The sequence below is a fragment of the Corallococcus sp. AB049A genome (assembly GCF_003668885.1).
GTDB lineage: Bacteria > Myxococcota > Myxococcia > Myxococcales > Myxococcaceae > Corallococcus > Corallococcus interemptor.
Genome location: NZ_RAWL01000174.1, coordinates 1 through 17,090, shown reverse-complemented (window position 1 = coordinate 17,090; position 17,090 = coordinate 1). Strand labels below are relative to the sequence as shown.

The window sequence follows — 17,090 nt, the reverse complement described above, 5'->3', positions numbered from 1 at the left end:
GGAGCCCCCCTCATGTCCTTCGACCCCACGCTCGTCTCCGACCTCCAGGCCGTCCTCCGGGACGTGCCGGACTTCCCCAAGCCCGGCATCGTCTTCAAGGACATCACCCCCATGCTGGCCGACCCGCGCCTGTTTGGCCGGGTGGTCAACGCCATGGCCGCCCCCTTCCGGGGGCAGCACATCAGCAAGGTGGTGGGCGTGGAGTCGCGCGGCTTCCTGCTGGGCGCCCCCATCGCGCTGGCGCTGGAGGCGGGCTTCGTGCCCGCGCGCAAGCCCGGCAAGCTGCCCTACAAGCGCATCGTGGAGCGCTATTCGCTGGAGTACGGCGCGGACGGCGTGGAGATGCACGAGGACGCCATCCTCAAGGACGAGCGCGTCCTGGTGGTGGATGACGTGCTCGCCACCGGCGGCACCGCCGACGCCACGGCCCGCCTCATTGGCCAGCTGGGCGGGCACATCGTCGGCTACAGCTTCCTCATCACGCTCGACTTCCTCGAGGGCGCGAAGCGCCTGGGGCCGGACAAGGTGACGTCCGTCATCCGCTACTAGCCCGCCGCCTGGCGCCACCGGGCCTCGAGGTCCGGTTGACGCCCGCGTGGGCCCTGTTTATAAGTTGGTCACACAACCTAGAAACAAACCCACGCCATGCCCCGTCCGTCCAACACCGAAGCGCGCAGGGAGCAGATTGTCGCCGGGCTGCTCAAGGCCATGGCCGAGCGCGGCTACGAGGGCGCGTCCGTGGCGGAGATTGCCCGGGCGGCGGGCCTCTCCGCGGGGCTGGTGCACTACCACTTCGAGGACAAGCAGGAGATCCTCCTGACCCTGGTGCGCTCGCTGGCGTCCCGCGCGCGGCAGCGGTTCGCCACCCGCGCCACGAAGCTCGCGGCGGACGACGCGCGGGGGCGGGTGGAGGCGTTCGTGGACGCGTTCCTCGCCACCGGGCCGGACGCGGACGTGGCGGCGGTGGCGGGCTGGGTCACCATCAGCGCGGAGGCCATCCGGCAGCCGGAGGTCCGCGCCGCCTACGACGAGGTGGTGCGCGCGGACCTGGAGCAGCTGGAGGCGCTGGTCGCGGCGGTGGTGGGCAAGCGCCGCGCGCGTCCGCTGGCCGCGGGCCTGTTCGCCGCCATCCAGGGGTACTTCGTGCTCTCCGCGAGCGCGCCGGGGCTCGTGCCTCCGGGTTCCGCGGCGGGCACCGTGAAGCGCATGGCGGCGGGCCTGCTGGACGCGGCTTCTTCTCCGCTGGACCGTGAGGTGCCGTGATGAGCATCGCCATCTACGCAGGCAGCTTCGACCCCGTGACGGCTGGACACCTGTCGGTGGTGCGCCAGGCGGCCCGCCTCTTCAGCCACGTCGTCGTGGTGGTCGCGGTCAACCCGAACAAGCGCACGCTGCTCACCGCCGAGGAGCGCGTGGCGCTCATCCGGGAGGTCGTGGCGAAGCACCCCAACGTGTCCGTCACGTCCACCGAAGGGCTCATCGTGGAGCTGGCGCGGGAGATTGGCGCGAGCGTCCTGTTGCGCGGCGTGCGCGGCGCCACCGATGCGCAGTTCGAGACGGAGCTGGCGCAGATGAACCGCGCGCTGGCGCCGGAGCTGTCCACCCTCTTCCTGCCCGCGGAGGCGCACCTGGCCGAGGTGTCCAGCAGCGCCCTCAAGGAACGCCTCACGCGCGGCGAGGACGTGTCCGCCTTCTGCCCTCCCGCCGTCATCGCGAAGCTGCGCGAGCGGCTGTCCCCTCCCTCCGGAGCCATCCATGAGCCTGTCCTTCATTCCCCTGGGCGTCGGTGATGCCTTCTCCGCGCTGCACTACTCGTCGTGCCTGGCGCTGGAGGCGGAAGACCAGGTGCTGCTCATCGACTGTCCGCACCCCATCCGCAAGATGATGCGCGAGGCGTCCGAGTCCTCCGGCGTGCACCTGGACGTGGAGCGCGTCAGCGCCGTGGCCCTCACGCACCTGCACGCGGACCACGCCTCCGGCCTGGAGAGCCTGGCGTACTTCTCCTTCTTCGTGCTGCAGCGGAAGATGGAGCTGCTGGCGCACCCGAGCGTCACGCGCCGCCTCTGGGAGGGCCACCTCGCCGCGGGCATGGAGTGCCTCATCGAGCAGCAGGGCGCGGACCCCCATCACAAGCACTTCGAGGACTACTTCACGCACACGCCGCTGCACCTGGAGCGCGCGGTGAAGCACGGCCCGTTCGAAATCGAGTGCCGCTTCACCTACCACCACGTGCCCACCACGGCGTTCCGCATCCGCGCCGGGGGCCGGTGCCTGGGCTACAGCGCGGACACGTCCTTCGATGAAGGCCTCATCGCCTGGCTGTCCGAGGCGGACCTGGTCATCCACGAGACAAACTACGGCGTGCACACGCCCTACGAGAAGCTGGCGGCGCTGCCGGAGGCCACCCGCGCGAAGATGCGCCTCATCCACTACCCGGACCTGTTCGACGCGACGGGCAGCGTGATTGAGCCGCTGGTACAGGGCCGGCGCTACACCGTCTGAGGGAGGAGCGCGCGGCCGGCTGGAAGCCCTTCATCCTCCGGGAAGAAGGGTTTGGGGCTTGCGCGTTGCGCCATGTCCGGCCCGCTCGCCTTCATGCGCCGAGTGCGCTACGCCGAGACGGGTTGGCGCTCCCCCGTGCCCCCGCAAGAGAACGACTGTCCGATGATGAAGAAGACCGTGAGCACCTGGGCGGTGCTGCTGCCGCTCGCAATGGTGCTGGCCACCCGTTCCGCCGGGGCCACCGGGACCGTCGGGACGACGCCCCCCGCTGACACCGTCCGCCTCACGATCCTCCACCTCAACGACGTCTATCAATTCCAGCCCACCGCGCGGAACCGGGGCGGCCTGTCACGCGTGGCCACGCTCAAGCGGCAGGCGCTGAAGGAGACGCCGCACGTCCTCACGCTGCTGGCGGGCGACACGCTTTCGCCGTCCGTGGAGTCCTCCGCGGAGGTGGCGGGCGAGGCGCTCAAGGGCAGGCAGATGGTCGACGCGTGGAACGCGCTCGGCCTGGACTACGCCACGGTGGGCAACCACGAGTTCGACTTCGGAGACGACGTGCTGCGCGCGCGCCTCCAGCAGTCCCGCTTCCCGTGGCTGGGCGCCAACGTGGTGAGCGTGAAGTCCGGGCAGGTGTTCGACGGGCTCAAGGCGTGGGACCTGCGCGACGTGGGCGGCGTGAAGGTGGGCATCTTCGGCGTGGTGCTGCCGGAGACGCAGACCTCGTCCAAGCCGGGCAAGGACACGCGCATCACGCCGTTCTGCGAGGCCGCGAAGCGCTCCGTGGAGGAGCTGCGGGCCGCGGGCGCGCAGTTCGTGCTGGGGCTCACGCACCTGACCGTGGAGCAGGACCGCGAGCTGGCGAGGTGCGTGCGCGTGGACCTCATCATCGGCGGGCACGACCACGACCGCGTGGAGGAGACCGTCGCGGGCACGCCCATCTTCAAGCTGGACGAGGACGCCATCGACCTGGGCCGCGTCACGCTGGACCTGGACGCGAAGACGGGCGCGGTGAGGAAGCTCGCGTGGAAGGTGATTCCCATCACCGCCAGGACGCCGGACGACGCGGCGTTCGACGAGCAGATGAAGCCCTATGCGCCGCTGCTGGCCACGCTGGCGGAGCGCGTGGGCCGCTCGCCGGTGCCGCTGGATGCGCGCAGCGCGCAGAACCGCCTGGGCGAGACGAACCTGGGCTCGTTCCTGACGGATGCGTTCCGCGAGGCCACGGGCGCGGACGTGGCGCTGATCAACGGCGGCGCCATCCGCGCGGACCGGGTGCTGCCCGCGGGGACGATGACCCGGCGAGAGCTGTACTCGCTCATGCCCTACCGCAACGAGCTGGTCGCCCTGGAGGTGACGGGGGCCACGCTGCGCGCGGCGCTGGAGAACGGCGTCAGCCTGAGCACCCCGGACGGCAAGCCGCCCGGCCGCTTCCCGCAGGTGTCCGGCCTGCGCTTCACCTACGACCTGCGCAAGGCGCCGGGCTCCCGGGTGACGAAGGTGGAGGTGAAGGGCAAGCCGCTGGACGACGCGGCGAAGTACCGGCTGGCCACGCTGAGCTTCGTGGCCCAGGGCAACGACGGCTACGCGATGTTCAAGGACGTGCCCGTGCTGCCCATGAGCCAGGAGCACCTGTCGCCGTGGGATGCGCTCGGCAAGGCCTTCAGCACCGGCAGGCCCGCGCCCCGCGCGAAGCCCCAGGGCCGCATCACGGTCCTCGGCGCGCCCAGGGGCGGCCTGCACGCCCAGCCTTCGATGAAGTAGGACGTAGCGCGCGAGGCTACCGCCAGGGCGCGGTCCAGCCTCGCAGCCGGTAGACGAGCCGTCCGGCCAGCTCCCGCAGCATGTCCGTGCTCTGGTTGAGCGCCCCCGAGCGCGGCAGCCAGCTCAGCTTCGAGGGCGGAATCGTCGAGGAGCGCAGGTCCACCGCGAGGGTGTCCGCCTTCACGCCCACCGCCGCGAAGCAGCCGGCCGCGCGGGGCAGGTGCGCGGCGCTCGTCACCAGCAGCAGCGACTTCCAGCCGTGCGCGCGCACCAGCGGCTCGGACTCCAGCGCGTTCTCCCGGGTGTTGCGGCTGCGGCCCTCCTTCACGATGCGCTCGGGCGCGATGCCCCAGTGCTCCAGCTGCGCGGCCAGCACGTCCGCCTCCACCACCGCCTCCGGCCTCGCGTCCAGGTTGCCGGCCGTAATCAGCACCTGCCGGGCCCGGCCGTCGTGCAACAGCTCGAAGGTGCGCATCATCCGCTCCGGCGCGGCGTTGTACTCCGGCTGCCCCGAGCGCTCCGTGGCCGCCGCGTCCAGCCCTCCGCCCAGCAGGATGACCGCGTCATAGACGGTGTCCGGCCGGTACGTGCTCACCGCGTCCGCCTCCGTCGCGCGCGTCAGGAGCGCCACCGTCGGCTCGATGGAGAACGCGTACAACACCACCAGCGACAGGAGCTGCGACGCCAGCGACAGCCGCCGCCACCGGCGCAGCACCACGCCGCCCACGCCCAGGAGCAGCACCCAGGTGAGCGGCGACAGCAGCAGGTCCAACACCTTCGACAGGACGAGGAACATCTTCCGTACGTCCTACCGCGCCGCGCCCCCCTTGAGGTAGCGGCGTGCCTCGGCCGCTCCGGGGCCGCGCGGCCGCAGGGTCAGGTAGCGCTGGTAGCCCTCGCGGGCCATCGCGGACCGGTCCGTCATCACGCCCACCCGGCCCAGGCCCAGGTGGCACTCCGCGGCGCTCTCCTTCAGCTCCAGGCACTTCCAGAACTTCTCACCGGCCTCCAGGGCCTTGCCCGCCACGAGGAGTTCCTGGCCCAGCGTGTAGGCCACGCCTGCGTCCGGGGACTGCGCCATCCACCCCGCGGCGTCGCGCGCCTCGCTCCGGACGTTCACCGGGGTCCGCTTGCGGGCCGCATCCGGCGTGGACTCCCGGTCCTTCACCCGCGCGTCCACCACCGGCTCCGGGGGCGGGGGGGGCGGCAGCAGGCGCTCCAGCGTCACCTGCACGCGCTCCGGCACCGCGGCCTCCGACACGGTGGTGGACCACGGCTGGTACCCCACGAACCGCATCAACAGCTGGTGCGAGCCCTCCCCCGGTTCGACCTTCAGCGCCATGGGCGTCACGCCCACCAGCTTGCCGTCCCAGAGCACCTCCGCGCCCGCGGGGTTCGTCACCACCTGGAGCGGATGTCCTCCGGAGGAGTCCTGGAGGGGCATCACCGCCTGCACGACGAAGAAGAGCACCGCGACCGCGACGAACGCCGCCCACACCCAGCCGGGCAGCCCGCTGGAGTCCTGCGCGGCGCTGGCGCCCATCATCGCCCCGGGCGCGTACTCGTCCGGGAACGCCGTCGCGTGCGCGCGGTGCACCGAGGACGCGCGCTCCGGCTCGTCCAGCAGGGATGGCCCACCCTCCCCCGTCCACATCGTCACCTGGCGCAGGAAGGACTCCGGAATGCGCGGCGGCTGGCCCGCGAGCTTCAGCTCCTCCTCGAACAGCCAGCCCATCAGGTGGCGCAGCGTGGACGCGGGGAACAGCGGCGCCCGGTACGCGAGCCACTCCGCCAGCGCGCGCTGGAAGTCCTCCGCGCTCGTGAAGCGGTCATCCCGCCGGAGCGCCAGCGCCCGTGACACCAGCGCTCCCAGCGACGGGTCCAGGTCCGGCGCGTACGTCTGCACGGGCGTCAGGTCGCCCGTGGCGATGCGCTCCATCACCGAGCCCGGGTCGCCCTCCACGGGCCTGCGGCCGGTGAGCATCTCGAAGAGGACGACGCCCGCCGTGTACACGTCCGAGCGCGCATCCAACGCTTCCGCCCGCGTCTGCTCCGGCGACAGGTAGAGGTACTTGCCGCGCACCACGCCCGCGTCCGTCTCCGGCCGCCCGGCCAGCTGCGCCTTGGCGATGCCGAAGTCGGAGAGCTTCACCTCGCCCTCGAAGCTCACCAGCACGTTGTCCGGGGACACGTCGCGGTGCACCAGACCCAGCGGGCGGCCCTGCTCGTCGCGGCGCGTGTGCGCGTGGTGCAGGCCCTTGCAGACGTCAATCATCAGCTGCACGGCCAGCGGCGCGGGCAGGTGCGCCATGCCCTTCAACTTCAAGCGCTTGAGCACCTTGGACAGGGGCTGCCCGTCCACCCACTCCATGGCGAGGAAGTACTCCCCCTCCTCCTGCCCGAAGTCGAAGACCTGGACGATGTTGCCGTGGGACAGCCCCATGGAGATGCGCGCTTCGTTGAGGAACATCTTCACGAAGGCGGGGTCCTGCGCGTACGGGTCCCTCACGCGCTTGATGACCACGGACCGGGACACGCCCTCCGCCACGGTGTAGCGCGCGCGGTGCACCACGGCCATGCCGCCCGCGCCCAGGCGCTCCTGCAGCTCGTACTTGCCGAAACGCGTCGTGGGGCCAGCCGTCGTCACGGGCCGGACGCTACCCCAGCGCTCACCTCCGGGGGGAGCCCCACCCCGGACGCGGCCCGCTCAGCGCTCGCCCCAGTGGAGCTTCTGCCGGAGGATGGTGAAGAAGGCCACGCGCGGGTTTCGCACCAGGGCCACGCGGTTGGGCGAGCGCACCACTTCAATGCAGTCCCCGCCCTGCAGCGAGTGCCCCGTCTGTCCATCCAGCGTGAGGTACGTGTCCGCCGTCTCGCTCTTCAGCGTGACGCGAATGGTGCGGTCCGCCGGTACCACGATGGCCCGCTGGGTCAGCGCGTGCGAGCAGATGGGCGACAGGATGGTGCAGTCCACCGACGGGTGCACGATGGGGCCGCCCGCGGACAGCGAGTACGCCGTGGAGCCGGTGGGCGTGGCCAGGATGACGCCGTCCGACTTGTACGTGGTGATGGGCACCCCGTCGATGGACGTCTCGTGGTCCGCGATGCGCGCGAGCGCGCCCTTGTTGATGACCACGTCGTTGAGGATTTCGTCCTCGATGAGGACCTTGCCCCCGCGCAGGAGCCGGCAGGACAGCTTCATGCGCGAGTCCACGTGGAAGTTCCCCGCCAGCACGTCGTCCAGCCGGGTGAAGAGCTCCTCCACGGGCACTTCCGTCATGAAGCCCAGGCTGCCCAGGTTGACGCCGATGATGGGCACGTTGCGTCCGCCCAGCAGGCGCGCCGCGTAGATGAGCGTGCCGTCACCGCCCAGCACCACCACCAGGTCCGCCCGGGCCGCCAGCTCCCGGTCCTCGATGCGCGGCCAGTTCAGCGCATGCGCCAGGGCACGGTCCGCCAGCACCGTCAGGGCCGGGTGGCGCTGTTGGATCTCCGCCGCCAGGGCCACGGCCTGCGGGGTGTCTCGCTTCGCGACGATGACGAGGGTCTGCACGCCCCCCGGGTTCTAGTCCAGCCGGCCAACCGTCCTCGCGTGGAAAATGACGCACCTGCTCGGCCCCGGACATCACAAGGGTGCGCGACGGGGCGGACAGGGCGCTAGGTTTGGAGGCCCCATGGACCTCTTCGACCACGCCAGCCAGAAGGAACAGGCCGTCCTGGCGCCGCTCGCCGAGCGCATGCGCCCCACCTCGCTCAGCGAGTACCTGGGCCAGGAGCACCTCACCGGCGAGGGCCGCTTCCTGCGCCGCGCCCTGGAGGCCGACCAGGTGCCCAGCCTCATCCTCTGGGGGCCGCCGGGCACCGGCAAGACGACGCTCGCCCAGCTCGTCGCGCGCCACACCGGCGCCGCCTTCGAGACCATGTCCGCCGTGCTCGCGGGCGTGAAGGACATCCGCGAGACGGTGGCGCGCGCGCAGGACCGCTGGAAGCTGAACCGCCAGCGCACGCTGCTCTTCATCGACGAAATCCACCGCTTCAACAAGTCGCAGCAGGACGCGCTCCTGCCCCACGTGGAGAAGGGCACCGTCACGCTGATTGGCGCCACCACGGAGAACCCGTCGTTCGAGGTGAACGCCGCGCTCCTGTCGCGCTGCCGCGTCGTCACGCTGCGCGGGCTGGAGCAGGAGGAGCTCATCGCCGTCATGCGCCACGCCGTCGCGGACCCCCGGGGGCTGGGCGGCAGGGTGACGGTGGATGACGCGGCGCTGGAGTTCATCGCGGACGCGGCGGGCGGGGACGCGCGCAAGGCCCTCACCGCGCTGGAGGCCGCGGCCGCGTACGGCGGCAAGGCGGTGGACCGCAAGGTGGCGGAGGAGGCGCTCCAGCAGAAGATGCTGCTCTACGACAAGGGCGGCGAGGAGCACTACAACGTCGTCAGCGCGTTCATCAAATCCATGCGCGGCAGCGACGTGGACGCCGCGCTGTACTGGATGACGCGCATGCTGGAGGCGGGCGAGGACCCCGTCTTCATCTTCCGCCGCATGGTCATCTTCGCGTCGGAGGACGTGGGCAACGCGGACCCCCGCGCGCTGGGCGTGGCGGTGGATGCGTTGAGGGCCTTCCAGCTGATGGGCCTGCCGGAGGGCACCCTGCCCCTCACCCAGGCCGTGACGTACCTGGCGCTCGCGCCCAAGTCGAACGCGGTCATCGCCGCGTACGCGGCCGTGCGCGAGGCCGTGACGAAGGAGGGCGCGCTGCCGGTGCCCATGCACCTGCGCAACGCGCCCACCAAGCTGATGAAGTCGCTGGGGTACGGCGGCGGGTACAAGTACCCGCACAACTTCGAGGGCAACTACGTCCCGGAGGACTACCTGCCCGAAGCGCTGCGCTCGCGCTGCTTCTACACCCCGACGCGCAACGGCTTCGAGGCGGAGCTGTCCGAGCGCTACGAGGCCATCCAGCAGCAGCTCGCCGCCAGGCGCGGCGAGCGCGAACCCGGGGAGGACGGCTGAAGCGTCCTCCCTCGGGAGTGCATCAGGACACGGCTTCCAGCACGGGGCCCGGGCCGCTGTCCGAGTCCGGGCCCTTGGGCGAGCGCGGCTTCATGCTGCGGCCGGCCACCTCGTACTGCTTGAGCAGGCGGCGGAAGTTGGAGCGGTCCACGCCGGCCGCGCGCGCCGCGCTGGACACGTTGTGGTTGTTCTTCTCCAGCAGCGCGGACAGATAGCGGCGCTCGAAGGCGCGCATGGCCAGGCGCTTGGCCTGGGCGTACGGCAGGTGCGCCAGGCTGAACACCTCCACCGCCGAGTCGGCCTGGGGCGCGGCCTGGAAGCCGGGCGGCAGGTCCTCCACGTCGATGGCGTCGTTGGCCGTCAGCACCACCGCGCGCTCGATGACGTTCTCCAGCTCGCGCACGTTGCCCGTCCACCGGTTGCAGGTGAGCGCCTCCATGGCGCGGGGGCTGATGCCGGTGACCTTCTTGTCCGCCTTGCCGGTGTAGACCTTGAGGAAGTGGTGCGCGAGCAGCGGCACGTCCTCCGGGCGGTCGCGCAGGGGCGGCAGGTCGATGGTGATGACGTTGAGGCGATAGAAGAGGTCCTCGCGGAACTTGCCCTGCTCCTTCGCGCGGGACAGGTCCACGTGCGTGGCGGCGATGACGCGCACGTCCACCTTCACGGGCTCGTTGGCGCCCACGCGCTTGACTTCACCCTCCTGCAGCACGCGCAGGAGACGCACCTGGGTGGCCGGGGGCACGTCGCCAATCTCGTCCAGGAAGATGGTGCCGCCGTCGGCCGCCTCGAAGAGGCCCTTCTTGTTGCCGGTGGCGCCGGTGAAGCTGCCCTTCACGTGGCCGAAGAGCTCACTCTCCAGCAGCGTCTCCGTCAGCGCGGAACAGTTGACGGCGACGAACGGCTTGTCGCGGCGCGCGCTGCGGTAGTGGATGGCGCGGGCCACCAGCTCCTTGCCCGTGCCGCTCTCGCCCTGGATGAGCACCGTGGCGGTGGAGTGGCTGACCGTCTCCACCAGCTTGAACACGGCGCGCATCTGCGAGGACTGACCGATGAGGTCCTCGAACTGGCTGCGCGCGGTGAGCGCCTCCTCCAGCGCGCGGGTGCGGTCCTTCAGCGCCTTGCGCTCGGCGGCCTTGGCCACCGTGAGGCTGACCTCGTCGATGTTCTCGAAGGGCTTGGTGAGGTAGTCGTACGCGCCCGCCTTCACCGCCTCCACCGCCGTCTCCACGGTGGCGAAGGCCGTCATCATGATGACCTCCACGTCCGGGCGGTCCGCCTTGATGGCGCGCAACAGGTCCATGCCGGACAGGTGCGGCATCTTGATGTCGAGCACGACCACGTCGATGGACGGGTCCTTCGCCGCCGTGAGCCCCTCCACCGCGTCGTCGATGGCCACCACAGGGTGGCCTTCCCGCTGGAGGATCTGGGTGACGGCCTTGAGGACGACGGAGTCGTCATCCACAACGAGGACCTTGGCGCGCTTGACTTGGTTCACGGCAACCTCTCGAGCTGCAGGGGAATGGGCAGGAAGACGGTGAAGCGGGAGCCCTGGCCCACGTGGGTGTCCACCTGGAAGGTGCCCCCGTGGTCCTGGACGATTCGGTAGGCGATGGACAGGCCCAGGCCGGTGCCCTCGCCGGGCGGCTTGGTGGTGAAGGACGGCTCGAAGATGCGCGGCAGGTGCTTCTCTTCGATGCCCGCCCCTGTGTCCGTCACCGCGAAGAAGGTCCGGTCGCCCTCGCGCCCCGTCTCCAGGGTCAGGCGGCCTTCCGCCTTGGGCAGCGACTGCAGGCCGTTCTGCAGCAGGTTGAGCACCACCTGCGCGAGCGTGCCGGGGTCGCCGTACACCTTGGGCAACCCGTCCTTCAGGCCCAGCTTCATCTCCACCTTGGGCATGGACTTGAGCTGCGCGCGGAAGAGGACCGCGGCGTCCTCCACGCACTTGGACAAATCAAAGAGGCGCCGGTCTTCCACGCGGCTGTGCCGGCTGAACTTCAGCAGGCTCTCCACGATGCGCTTGCAGCGCAGCGCGCTCTCTTCAATCAGCTTCAGCGACTCCAGGTCGCTCTCGCTGCGGCCCGCGTCGCGGGACATCAGCTGCGCGAAGGCGAGGATGCCGCCCAGCGGGTTGTTGATTTCGTGCGCCACGCCGCCCGCGAGCTGGCCCACCGCGGCCATCTTCTCCGTCTCGATGAGCCGGCGCGTCATGGCCTGCTCCTCCGTGACGTCGCGGTAGGTGCACACCGCGCGGTCGTCGCCCGCGAAGGGGTACGCGGCCACCACGTAGCTGCGCCCGCCCTGCTGCACCTCACCGCGCGCGCCCTTGCCCGTCTCCATGGCGGAGGGCAGCGGGCACCCGGCGCAGGGCGTGTCCCGGCCGAAGAGGTACTGGTGGCAGGGGACGTCCGAAGGCACCTCTTCGATGGAGCGGCGGGCCACCTGCGCGTAGGCGACGTTGGCCCGGCGCACCGCGAAGTCCCGCGCGCGCACCACCGCGAGCGGCGTCTCCATGCAGTCGAAGGACAGCTCCCACTCGCGCTTGGCCGTGGAGAGCAGGCGCGTGCGCAGCGCGACGCGCTCCTCCAGGTCCGCGTTGAGGTGCTTGAGCTCCGCGTTCTGCTCCTGGGTGACGCGGTAGAGCCGGTCGTTCTCCGCGTGGAGCGCGTACTGCTCGAAGGCGCTCTTCACCGTGAGGACCAGGTGGCTGTCGTTCCAGGGCTTGGAGATGAAGCGGAAGATTTCCGAGCGGTTGATGGCCTCTTCGATGGCCTGCTGATCCGCCTGGCCCGTCAGCATGATGCGCTGGGCGCGCGGCGCCTGGAGCTTCACCTGGTTGAGGAACTCCACGCCGTTCATGCCCGGCATGCGGAAGTCGGAGATGACGACCTCCGGCTGGAAGCGCTCCAGCGTGCGCAGGCCCGTTTCGGCGTCCGTCGCCGTCTCGATCTCCCACTCACCCCGGCGCAGGACCCGCCGGATGGACTTGAGGATGTTCTCCTCGTCGTCCACGAGCAGCAGCCGGCCGCGGGTGACCGGTTCCTGCGCCTGCGCTTGAGCTCCGAGGGTTCCCATGGACTTTCCGGGAATCGACATTTGCAATGGCCTTGCCAAACCAGAGATTTGGATAAACCCCGGCAATCACGCCTCTTTTCAGAGACATGACAAAAAGGGGCAAGGTCATTGTAGACCCACCGCCCCCAACCGGGTCAAATGAGACCCCGGGTTTTTGACCCGCTGGGTCAGCCTGCCCGTGAAGGCGGCGCCGAAAACAGGGGCGCGGGGGGGTGGAGGCAGATGCGGTCGCGGCCCTCGCGCTTGGCGCGGTAGAGGGCCTCGTCCGCGGTGAGCAACAGCTGTTCCGGGGTGAGGATGGCGCGGTGGGGGAAGCTGGAGACGCCCAGGGACGCGGTGACGCGCAGGGCACCCTCCGGGCCTGCGTGCAACTCGTTGATTCCCTTGCGGATTCGCTCCGCCACGGTGAGGGCGCCGGGCAGGTGGGTGCAGGGCAGGAGGATGGCGAACTCCTCCCCTCCGTAGCGCGCCACCAGGTCCGTCTCGCGCACGCTGTGCTGGAGGGAGGCCGCCACCTCCCGGAGGACGCGGTCCCCCGCCCCGTGGCCGTGGGCGTCGTTGATGTTCTTGAAGTGGTCCAGGTCCACGAGGATGAGCGACAGGCTCTCGTCGTAGCGCTGCGAGCGGCGGAACTCCTCGCGCAGCCGCTCCTGGAAGTAGCGGTGGTTGTGCACCTGGGTCAGGCCGTCCGTCACCGCCAGGCGCCGCAGCTCCTCCACCTGGGAGTGAAGTGACTTCAACCGCGAGTGCGTTTCGAGGCTCCGGTAGAGCCTCAAACGCAGCTCTTCGTCGTCCCATGGGGTCAGAATCACCTCACCCCCTCTGCGCAGAGCGGCGAGCCGCAGGGCCCGATCCTCCGGGGGCGCAAGAACCACCACGGCGGGTTGGGGCGCCGGTGGTGGTGGGGTGAGGGCCTCCAGCAGGGCCTGGGCCTGGCCTGGGTCGAGGCCACCGGAGCAGAGCAGGACGCCGTCTACCTCCTGGGTGAGCCCCAGCGCCTCCGGCCCGGAGCGCGCCACGCGCAGGGCGAAGTCCTCCGGGCCGAGCGTGCGCACCAGCTGAGGAAGCAGTGCCTGCGAATCGTCCACGACCAGAAGCGTGTAGGGCTGGGTTTTCACCGTGTCCCCGTAAAATGATGACTAGGCGGTACTATAGGGGTTTCCCACAGGAAGGGCCAAGAGGTTTGCCACCGGGGGGGCCGTCTGCTAGCGAGCGCGGCGTTTCCTTCCTGACGGAACGCGCGCGACATGACGACCGTGGCCAAGTACCCGAGCATCAGCCTCTTCTTCCCCGCCTGGAACGAAGAGGACTACGTGGAGCGCGCCGTGAGCCGCGCACTGGAAGTGCTGCCGAAGCTCACCGACGACTTCGAAATCATCGTCGTCAACGACGCCTCCACGGACCGGACCCAGGAGGTCTGCGACGCGCTCGCGGCGAAGGTCCCCCAGCTGCGGGTCATCACGCACCCGGTGAACCTGAAGCTGGGCGGGGCGATGCGCACGGGGCTGGCGGCGAGCACGAAGGACCTGGTGCTCTATTCGGACATCGACCTGCCGTGGGACATGCGCGAGCTGGAGCGGGCGCTGCACCTGATGGAGTACCTGGAGGCGGACATGATCTGCGCCTTCCGGTTCGACCGCACGAGCGAGGGCTCCAAGCGCATCGTGTACTCGTTCGTCTACAACCTGCTCATCCGGGCGCTGTTCGACATCCAGATCAAGGACGTGAACTTCAGCTTCAAGCTGATGCACCGCCGGGTGCTGGAGTCGATGGAGCTCAAGAGCCAGGGCTCGTTCATCGACGCGGAGCTGGTGGTGAAGGCCATCCGCAAGGGCTTCCGCGTGTTCCAGATGGGCGTGGACTACTTCCCGCGCACGCGCGGCATCTCCACGCTGGCGTCGCCGTCGGTCATCCTGAAGATGGTGAAGGAGCTGGTGGCGCTGTACCCGGAGACGCGCTCGCCGCCGCCGCCGGCCAAGCCGGTGCGCCTGCCGCCGTCGGTGCAGCCGCTGCGCTCGGTGCAGGGGCGCGGGTAGGACGTCATGGCGTCGCGCACGCGGCTCATCGTCAACGCGGACGACCTGGGCCTGCATCCGTCACTGGACGCGGGCATCCTGCGAGCGCACCGCGAGGGCATCGTGACCAGCGCGACGCTGCTGGCCATGGGGCCCTCCGCCGCGGATGCGGTGGCGCGGGCGAAGGCGCAGGGGCTGGCGGTGGGCGTGCACCTGGCGCTGTCCACGCGGCTGCCGTGCGCGGCCCCCATGGAGGCCGTGCGGACGGTGGCGCCGGACGGGCGGCTGCGCGGCGACTGGGCGGCGTTCGCGAAGGCGTGGCTGACGGGGCGGGTGCGGCGCGAGGAGCTGGAGCGGGAGCTGTCCGCGCAGGTGGCCCGTGCCCGGGAGCTGGGCGCGCAGGTGGATCACCTGGATGGGCACCAGCACCTGCACCTCTTGCCGGGGGTGCGGCCGGTGGTGGAGGGCATCGCCGCTCGCGAGGGCCTGCCCCTGCGGTGGCCGGATGCGCTGCCTCGCGCGTCGTGGCTGCGGGCTCCCGGGCCCGCGTTGAAGACGACGGTGCTGGCGGTGCTCGCGCGCACGGCGCCCCGGGCCCGGCCGGGCGTGCGGCGGGTCAGTGCCGGGGGCGTGTTCGAGGCGGGCCGGCTGGATGAGCCCGCGCTGCTGGCGGTGCTGGACGCGCTGCCGGCGGGGGACTTCGAGCTGGGGTGCCATCCCGGTGAGGGTGCGCCACACGTGCCGGAGGATCCGGCGTGGACCTACGGCTGGGGCGCGGAGCTGGCCGCGCTCACCAGTCCCCGCGTGAAGGCGAAGCTCGAGGAGCGGGGCGTCTCGCTGACGAACTACGGCGAGCTTCAGCGGGCTTCGGCGTCGTAGAGCAGGTGCGGCGTGGTGTAGCCCTGGCCCAGGCCCACGACTTCGCGCACCTCGAAGCCCGCGTCTCGCAGGAGCCGGACTCCGTCAACTCGCGGCTTGAGGACCATGCCTCCGCTGGCCTTGGTGCGGCCCAGCAGCGACACCATCACCCACTCCTGCGCGAGCGCCTTGGCGTGCTTCCAGGAGCGGTCGCCCTCCACCTCTTTCAAGAGGAAGCGGCCTCCGGGCTTGAGCAGGCTTCGCACGGACTGGAGGAAGCCCGGCCACTTCTCATCGGGCAGCAGGTACAGCACGTCGCAGACCACCACCGCGTCGAGCGAGTGCGGCTGCGTTCGCGCGAGGTCTTCCACCGAGCCCACGTCGAGCGTCACGTTGGGCAGTCGCGACAGGGCCTGCCTGGCCCAGTGCACCTTGCGCTCGTCCAGGTCCACTCCGAGCACCCGGCGCTCCGGCACCGCGAGCGCCATCACCGCGGACAGCAGGCCGTGCCCGCAGCCGATGTCCGCCACCGTCCCCGAAGGCAGGCGCGACGCCACCGCGAGCAGTGGGGCCGAGGATGCCCGTGCGTGCACGTGGAAGCGCTCGCTCGCGGGCAGGTGCGCGTAGAGCGCCAGGGCCTGGTCCATGAGTCCGCTCATGACACGTACTCCGCGGCTCCGTATGCCGCCGCCAGCGCCAGCATCACGCAGGCGCTCGTCGCGAGCACGCCCCACCTCATGCGCGGACGTTCCTTGAGCAGCAGCGCCAGCGTGAGGAACAGCGGGAAGGCGGCCAGCAGGTAGCGCCCCATGCCCATGAAGTCCTTGCTCGACAGGGCGGGCAGTCCCACGATGGCCAGCGTGTAGACGCCGTAGCCCCACCCCAGCCGCTTCGCCGTGGGCCAGATGAGCGCCAGGGCGCCCACGGTGACGGCCGCGTGCCCCACGAGCCTCAGGCCGTCCGACAGCGACATGTCCCGGCTGAAGCCCTGGAACCAGCGCAGCTTCACCCACGTGCGCCAGCCCGGCTTCTGGTCCCAGCCCGGCGCGGACTGCACCTTCACGAACGCGAACGGATCTCCGAACGCCTTCCACTGGTAGAGCAGGTACAGCACGAAGCCCGCCGCCGCGAACACCGGCAGCAGGTCCACCCAGCTCCACTTCAGGCCGCGCTCGTGCTTCCACTCCAGCCGCCGCGCGAGCAGCCCCACCACCAGCGCGGGCGCCACCGGACGCGCCGCCGTGGCCACCGCCGCCAGCAGCACCGCCCACCCCAGCTGCCCCCGCTCCAGGAGCAGGAACGCCGCGATGATGAGCAGGAGGAACAGCGCGTCCGAGTACATGGCCCCATAGAGGAAGAACGCGAACGGGTAGAACGCCAGCAGCAGCCCCGCGTTCCTCGCCGAGTCCTCATCCGCGCGGGTGCGTGCCCACAGCGTGAAGACGTACAGCGCGCCCAGGCCACACAGCATGGTGACGAGCACGCCCGCGATGAACGTGTCCACGTGCAGCAGGCCCAGGCCGTGCAGCACCAGCGGGTACAGCGGGAAGAACGCCACCGGGCTCTGCTGGCCGGGCGTGTAGCTGTAGCCCTCCGTCGCGATGCGCGCGTACCAGCCGGCATCGTAATGCACCCAGCCCAGCAGGACGGGGGCGCCCGGCCACGTCAGCCTCGCGGGGCTGTAGCCCTGCGGGAACGCAATCGCGGACATCGTCACCAGCGCGGTGCACACCACCAGGGCGGCGAGCCCGGCGGTCAAAACGGCACGAGGAGCGGAGCGGACCATTCGGGTCATGCCCTTGGTCCAGAACCGCCCCTCGCGTCAAGTCAGGCCCGGAAACACAGGAGAGGACCGTGCGCCCTCCCC

The 17,090-nt window shown here is 70.6% G+C and carries 16 protein-coding genes; 8 read left to right on the top strand and 8 right to left on the bottom strand.

Annotated features, from left to right (window positions below; all coding sequences use genetic code 11):
• The first annotated feature begins 12 nt into the window (after positions 1-12).
• The 5 genes from D7X55_RS19675 to D7X55_RS19655 all read left to right on the top strand — a co-directional run bounded on the left by D7X55_RS19675 (position 13) and on the right by D7X55_RS19655 (position 4,266).
• Positions 13-549 carry an adenine phosphoribosyltransferase gene (locus D7X55_RS19675; protein ID WP_120546150.1) on the top strand — a complete coding sequence of 179 codons (537 nt, stop codon included), beginning with the start codon at positions 13-15 and terminating at the stop codon, positions 547-549.
• Between the two features lie 96 nt (positions 550-645).
• Entirely contained in the window at positions 646-1,263 is a 618-nt protein-coding gene (locus D7X55_RS19670) for a TetR/AcrR family transcriptional regulator (protein ID WP_120546151.1), read from the top strand.
• Positions 1,263-1,790, top strand: coding sequence for a pantetheine-phosphate adenylyltransferase (gene coaD / locus D7X55_RS19665; protein WP_233609942.1), 528 nt, complete (start codon positions 1,263-1,265; stop codon positions 1,788-1,790). The genes D7X55_RS19670 and coaD overlap by 1 nt, the downstream gene beginning before the upstream one ends.
• Positions 1,756-2,502, top strand: coding sequence for an MBL fold metallo-hydrolase (locus D7X55_RS19660; RefSeq protein ID WP_120546153.1), 747 nt, complete (start codon positions 1,756-1,758; stop codon positions 2,500-2,502). Before coaD ends, D7X55_RS19660 begins: the two co-directional genes overlap by 35 nt.
• 162 nt (positions 2,503-2,664) lie before the next feature.
• Positions 2,665-4,266 carry a bifunctional UDP-sugar hydrolase/5'-nucleotidase gene (locus tag D7X55_RS19655; RefSeq protein ID WP_120546154.1) on the top strand — a complete coding sequence of 534 codons (1,602 nt, stop codon included), beginning with the start codon at positions 2,665-2,667 and terminating at the stop codon, positions 4,264-4,266.
• Between the two features lie 16 nt (positions 4,267-4,282).
• Here the strand turns inward: D7X55_RS19655 and D7X55_RS19650 are convergent, their stop codons facing one another.
• From D7X55_RS19650 to D7X55_RS19640, 3 genes are read right to left on the bottom strand one after another with little or no spacing between them, the layout of a single operon-like run.
• Positions 4,283-5,062 (bottom strand): YdcF family protein, encoded by a 780-nt coding sequence (locus D7X55_RS19650; RefSeq protein WP_121723872.1) that lies wholly within the window; start codon positions 5,060-5,062, stop codon positions 4,283-4,285.
• A gap of 12 nt (positions 5,063-5,074) precedes the next feature.
• A complete protein-coding gene (locus tag D7X55_RS19645; protein WP_121723871.1) occupies positions 5,075-6,913 on the bottom strand; it encodes a serine/threonine-protein kinase in 1,839 nt (612 codons plus the stop codon).
• A 60-nt stretch (positions 6,914-6,973) separates the two neighbouring features.
• On the bottom strand, positions 6,974-7,819 hold the full coding sequence (locus D7X55_RS19640; protein ID WP_121723870.1) for an NAD(+)/NADH kinase: 846 nt from the start codon (positions 7,817-7,819) through the stop codon (positions 6,974-6,976).
• Between the two features lie 121 nt (positions 7,820-7,940).
• On the opposite strand from D7X55_RS19640, the gene D7X55_RS19635 reads away from it, so the two are divergent.
• Complete coding sequence (locus tag D7X55_RS19635; RefSeq protein WP_120546158.1) at positions 7,941-9,278, top strand: replication-associated recombination protein A; 1,338 nt, start codon at positions 7,941-7,943, stop codon at positions 9,276-9,278.
• 22 nt (positions 9,279-9,300) lie between these two features.
• Here D7X55_RS19635 and D7X55_RS19630 read toward each other — a convergent pair whose 3' ends face one another.
• The 3 genes from D7X55_RS19630 to D7X55_RS19620 form a co-directional block, all read right to left on the bottom strand.
• Positions 9,301-10,773: a sigma-54 dependent transcriptional regulator gene (locus D7X55_RS19630; RefSeq protein WP_120546159.1), complete on the bottom strand. Its 1,473-nt coding sequence runs from the start codon at positions 10,771-10,773 to the stop codon at positions 9,301-9,303.
• Positions 10,770-12,350, bottom strand: a complete 1,581-nt coding sequence (locus tag D7X55_RS19625) for an ATP-binding protein (protein WP_120546160.1) — start codon at positions 12,348-12,350, stop codon at positions 10,770-10,772. The genes D7X55_RS19630 and D7X55_RS19625 overlap by 4 nt, the downstream gene beginning before the upstream one ends.
• 167 nt (positions 12,351-12,517) lie before the next feature.
• Entirely contained in the window at positions 12,518-13,468 is a 951-nt protein-coding gene (locus D7X55_RS19620; protein WP_120546161.1) for a diguanylate cyclase, read from the bottom strand.
• Between the two features lie 138 nt (positions 13,469-13,606).
• On the opposite strand from D7X55_RS19620, the gene D7X55_RS19615 reads away from it, so the two are divergent.
• The gene (locus D7X55_RS19615; protein ID WP_121723873.1) at positions 13,607-14,386 is read left to right on the top strand and encodes a glycosyltransferase family 2 protein; all 780 of its coding nucleotides are present in this window, start codon (positions 13,607-13,609) and stop codon (positions 14,384-14,386) included.
• 6 nt (positions 14,387-14,392) lie between these two features.
• Positions 14,393-15,244 carry a ChbG/HpnK family deacetylase gene (locus D7X55_RS19610; RefSeq protein ID WP_120546162.1) on the top strand — a complete coding sequence of 284 codons (852 nt, stop codon included), beginning with the start codon at positions 14,393-14,395 and terminating at the stop codon, positions 15,242-15,244.
• Here the strand turns inward: D7X55_RS19610 and D7X55_RS19605 are convergent.
• The gene (locus tag D7X55_RS19605) at positions 15,223-15,882 is read right to left on the bottom strand and encodes a trans-aconitate 2-methyltransferase (protein ID WP_120546163.1); all 660 of its coding nucleotides are present in this window, start codon (positions 15,880-15,882) and stop codon (positions 15,223-15,225) included. The two genes, D7X55_RS19610 and D7X55_RS19605, sit on opposite strands and share 22 nt — an antisense overlap.
• Positions 15,879-17,018 carry a mannosyltransferase family protein gene (locus D7X55_RS19600; RefSeq protein WP_407921774.1) on the bottom strand — a complete coding sequence of 380 codons (1,140 nt, stop codon included), beginning with the start codon at positions 17,016-17,018 and terminating at the stop codon, positions 15,879-15,881. Before D7X55_RS19600 ends, D7X55_RS19605 begins: the two co-directional genes overlap by 4 nt.
• Positions 17,019-17,090: the final 72 nt, after the last annotated feature.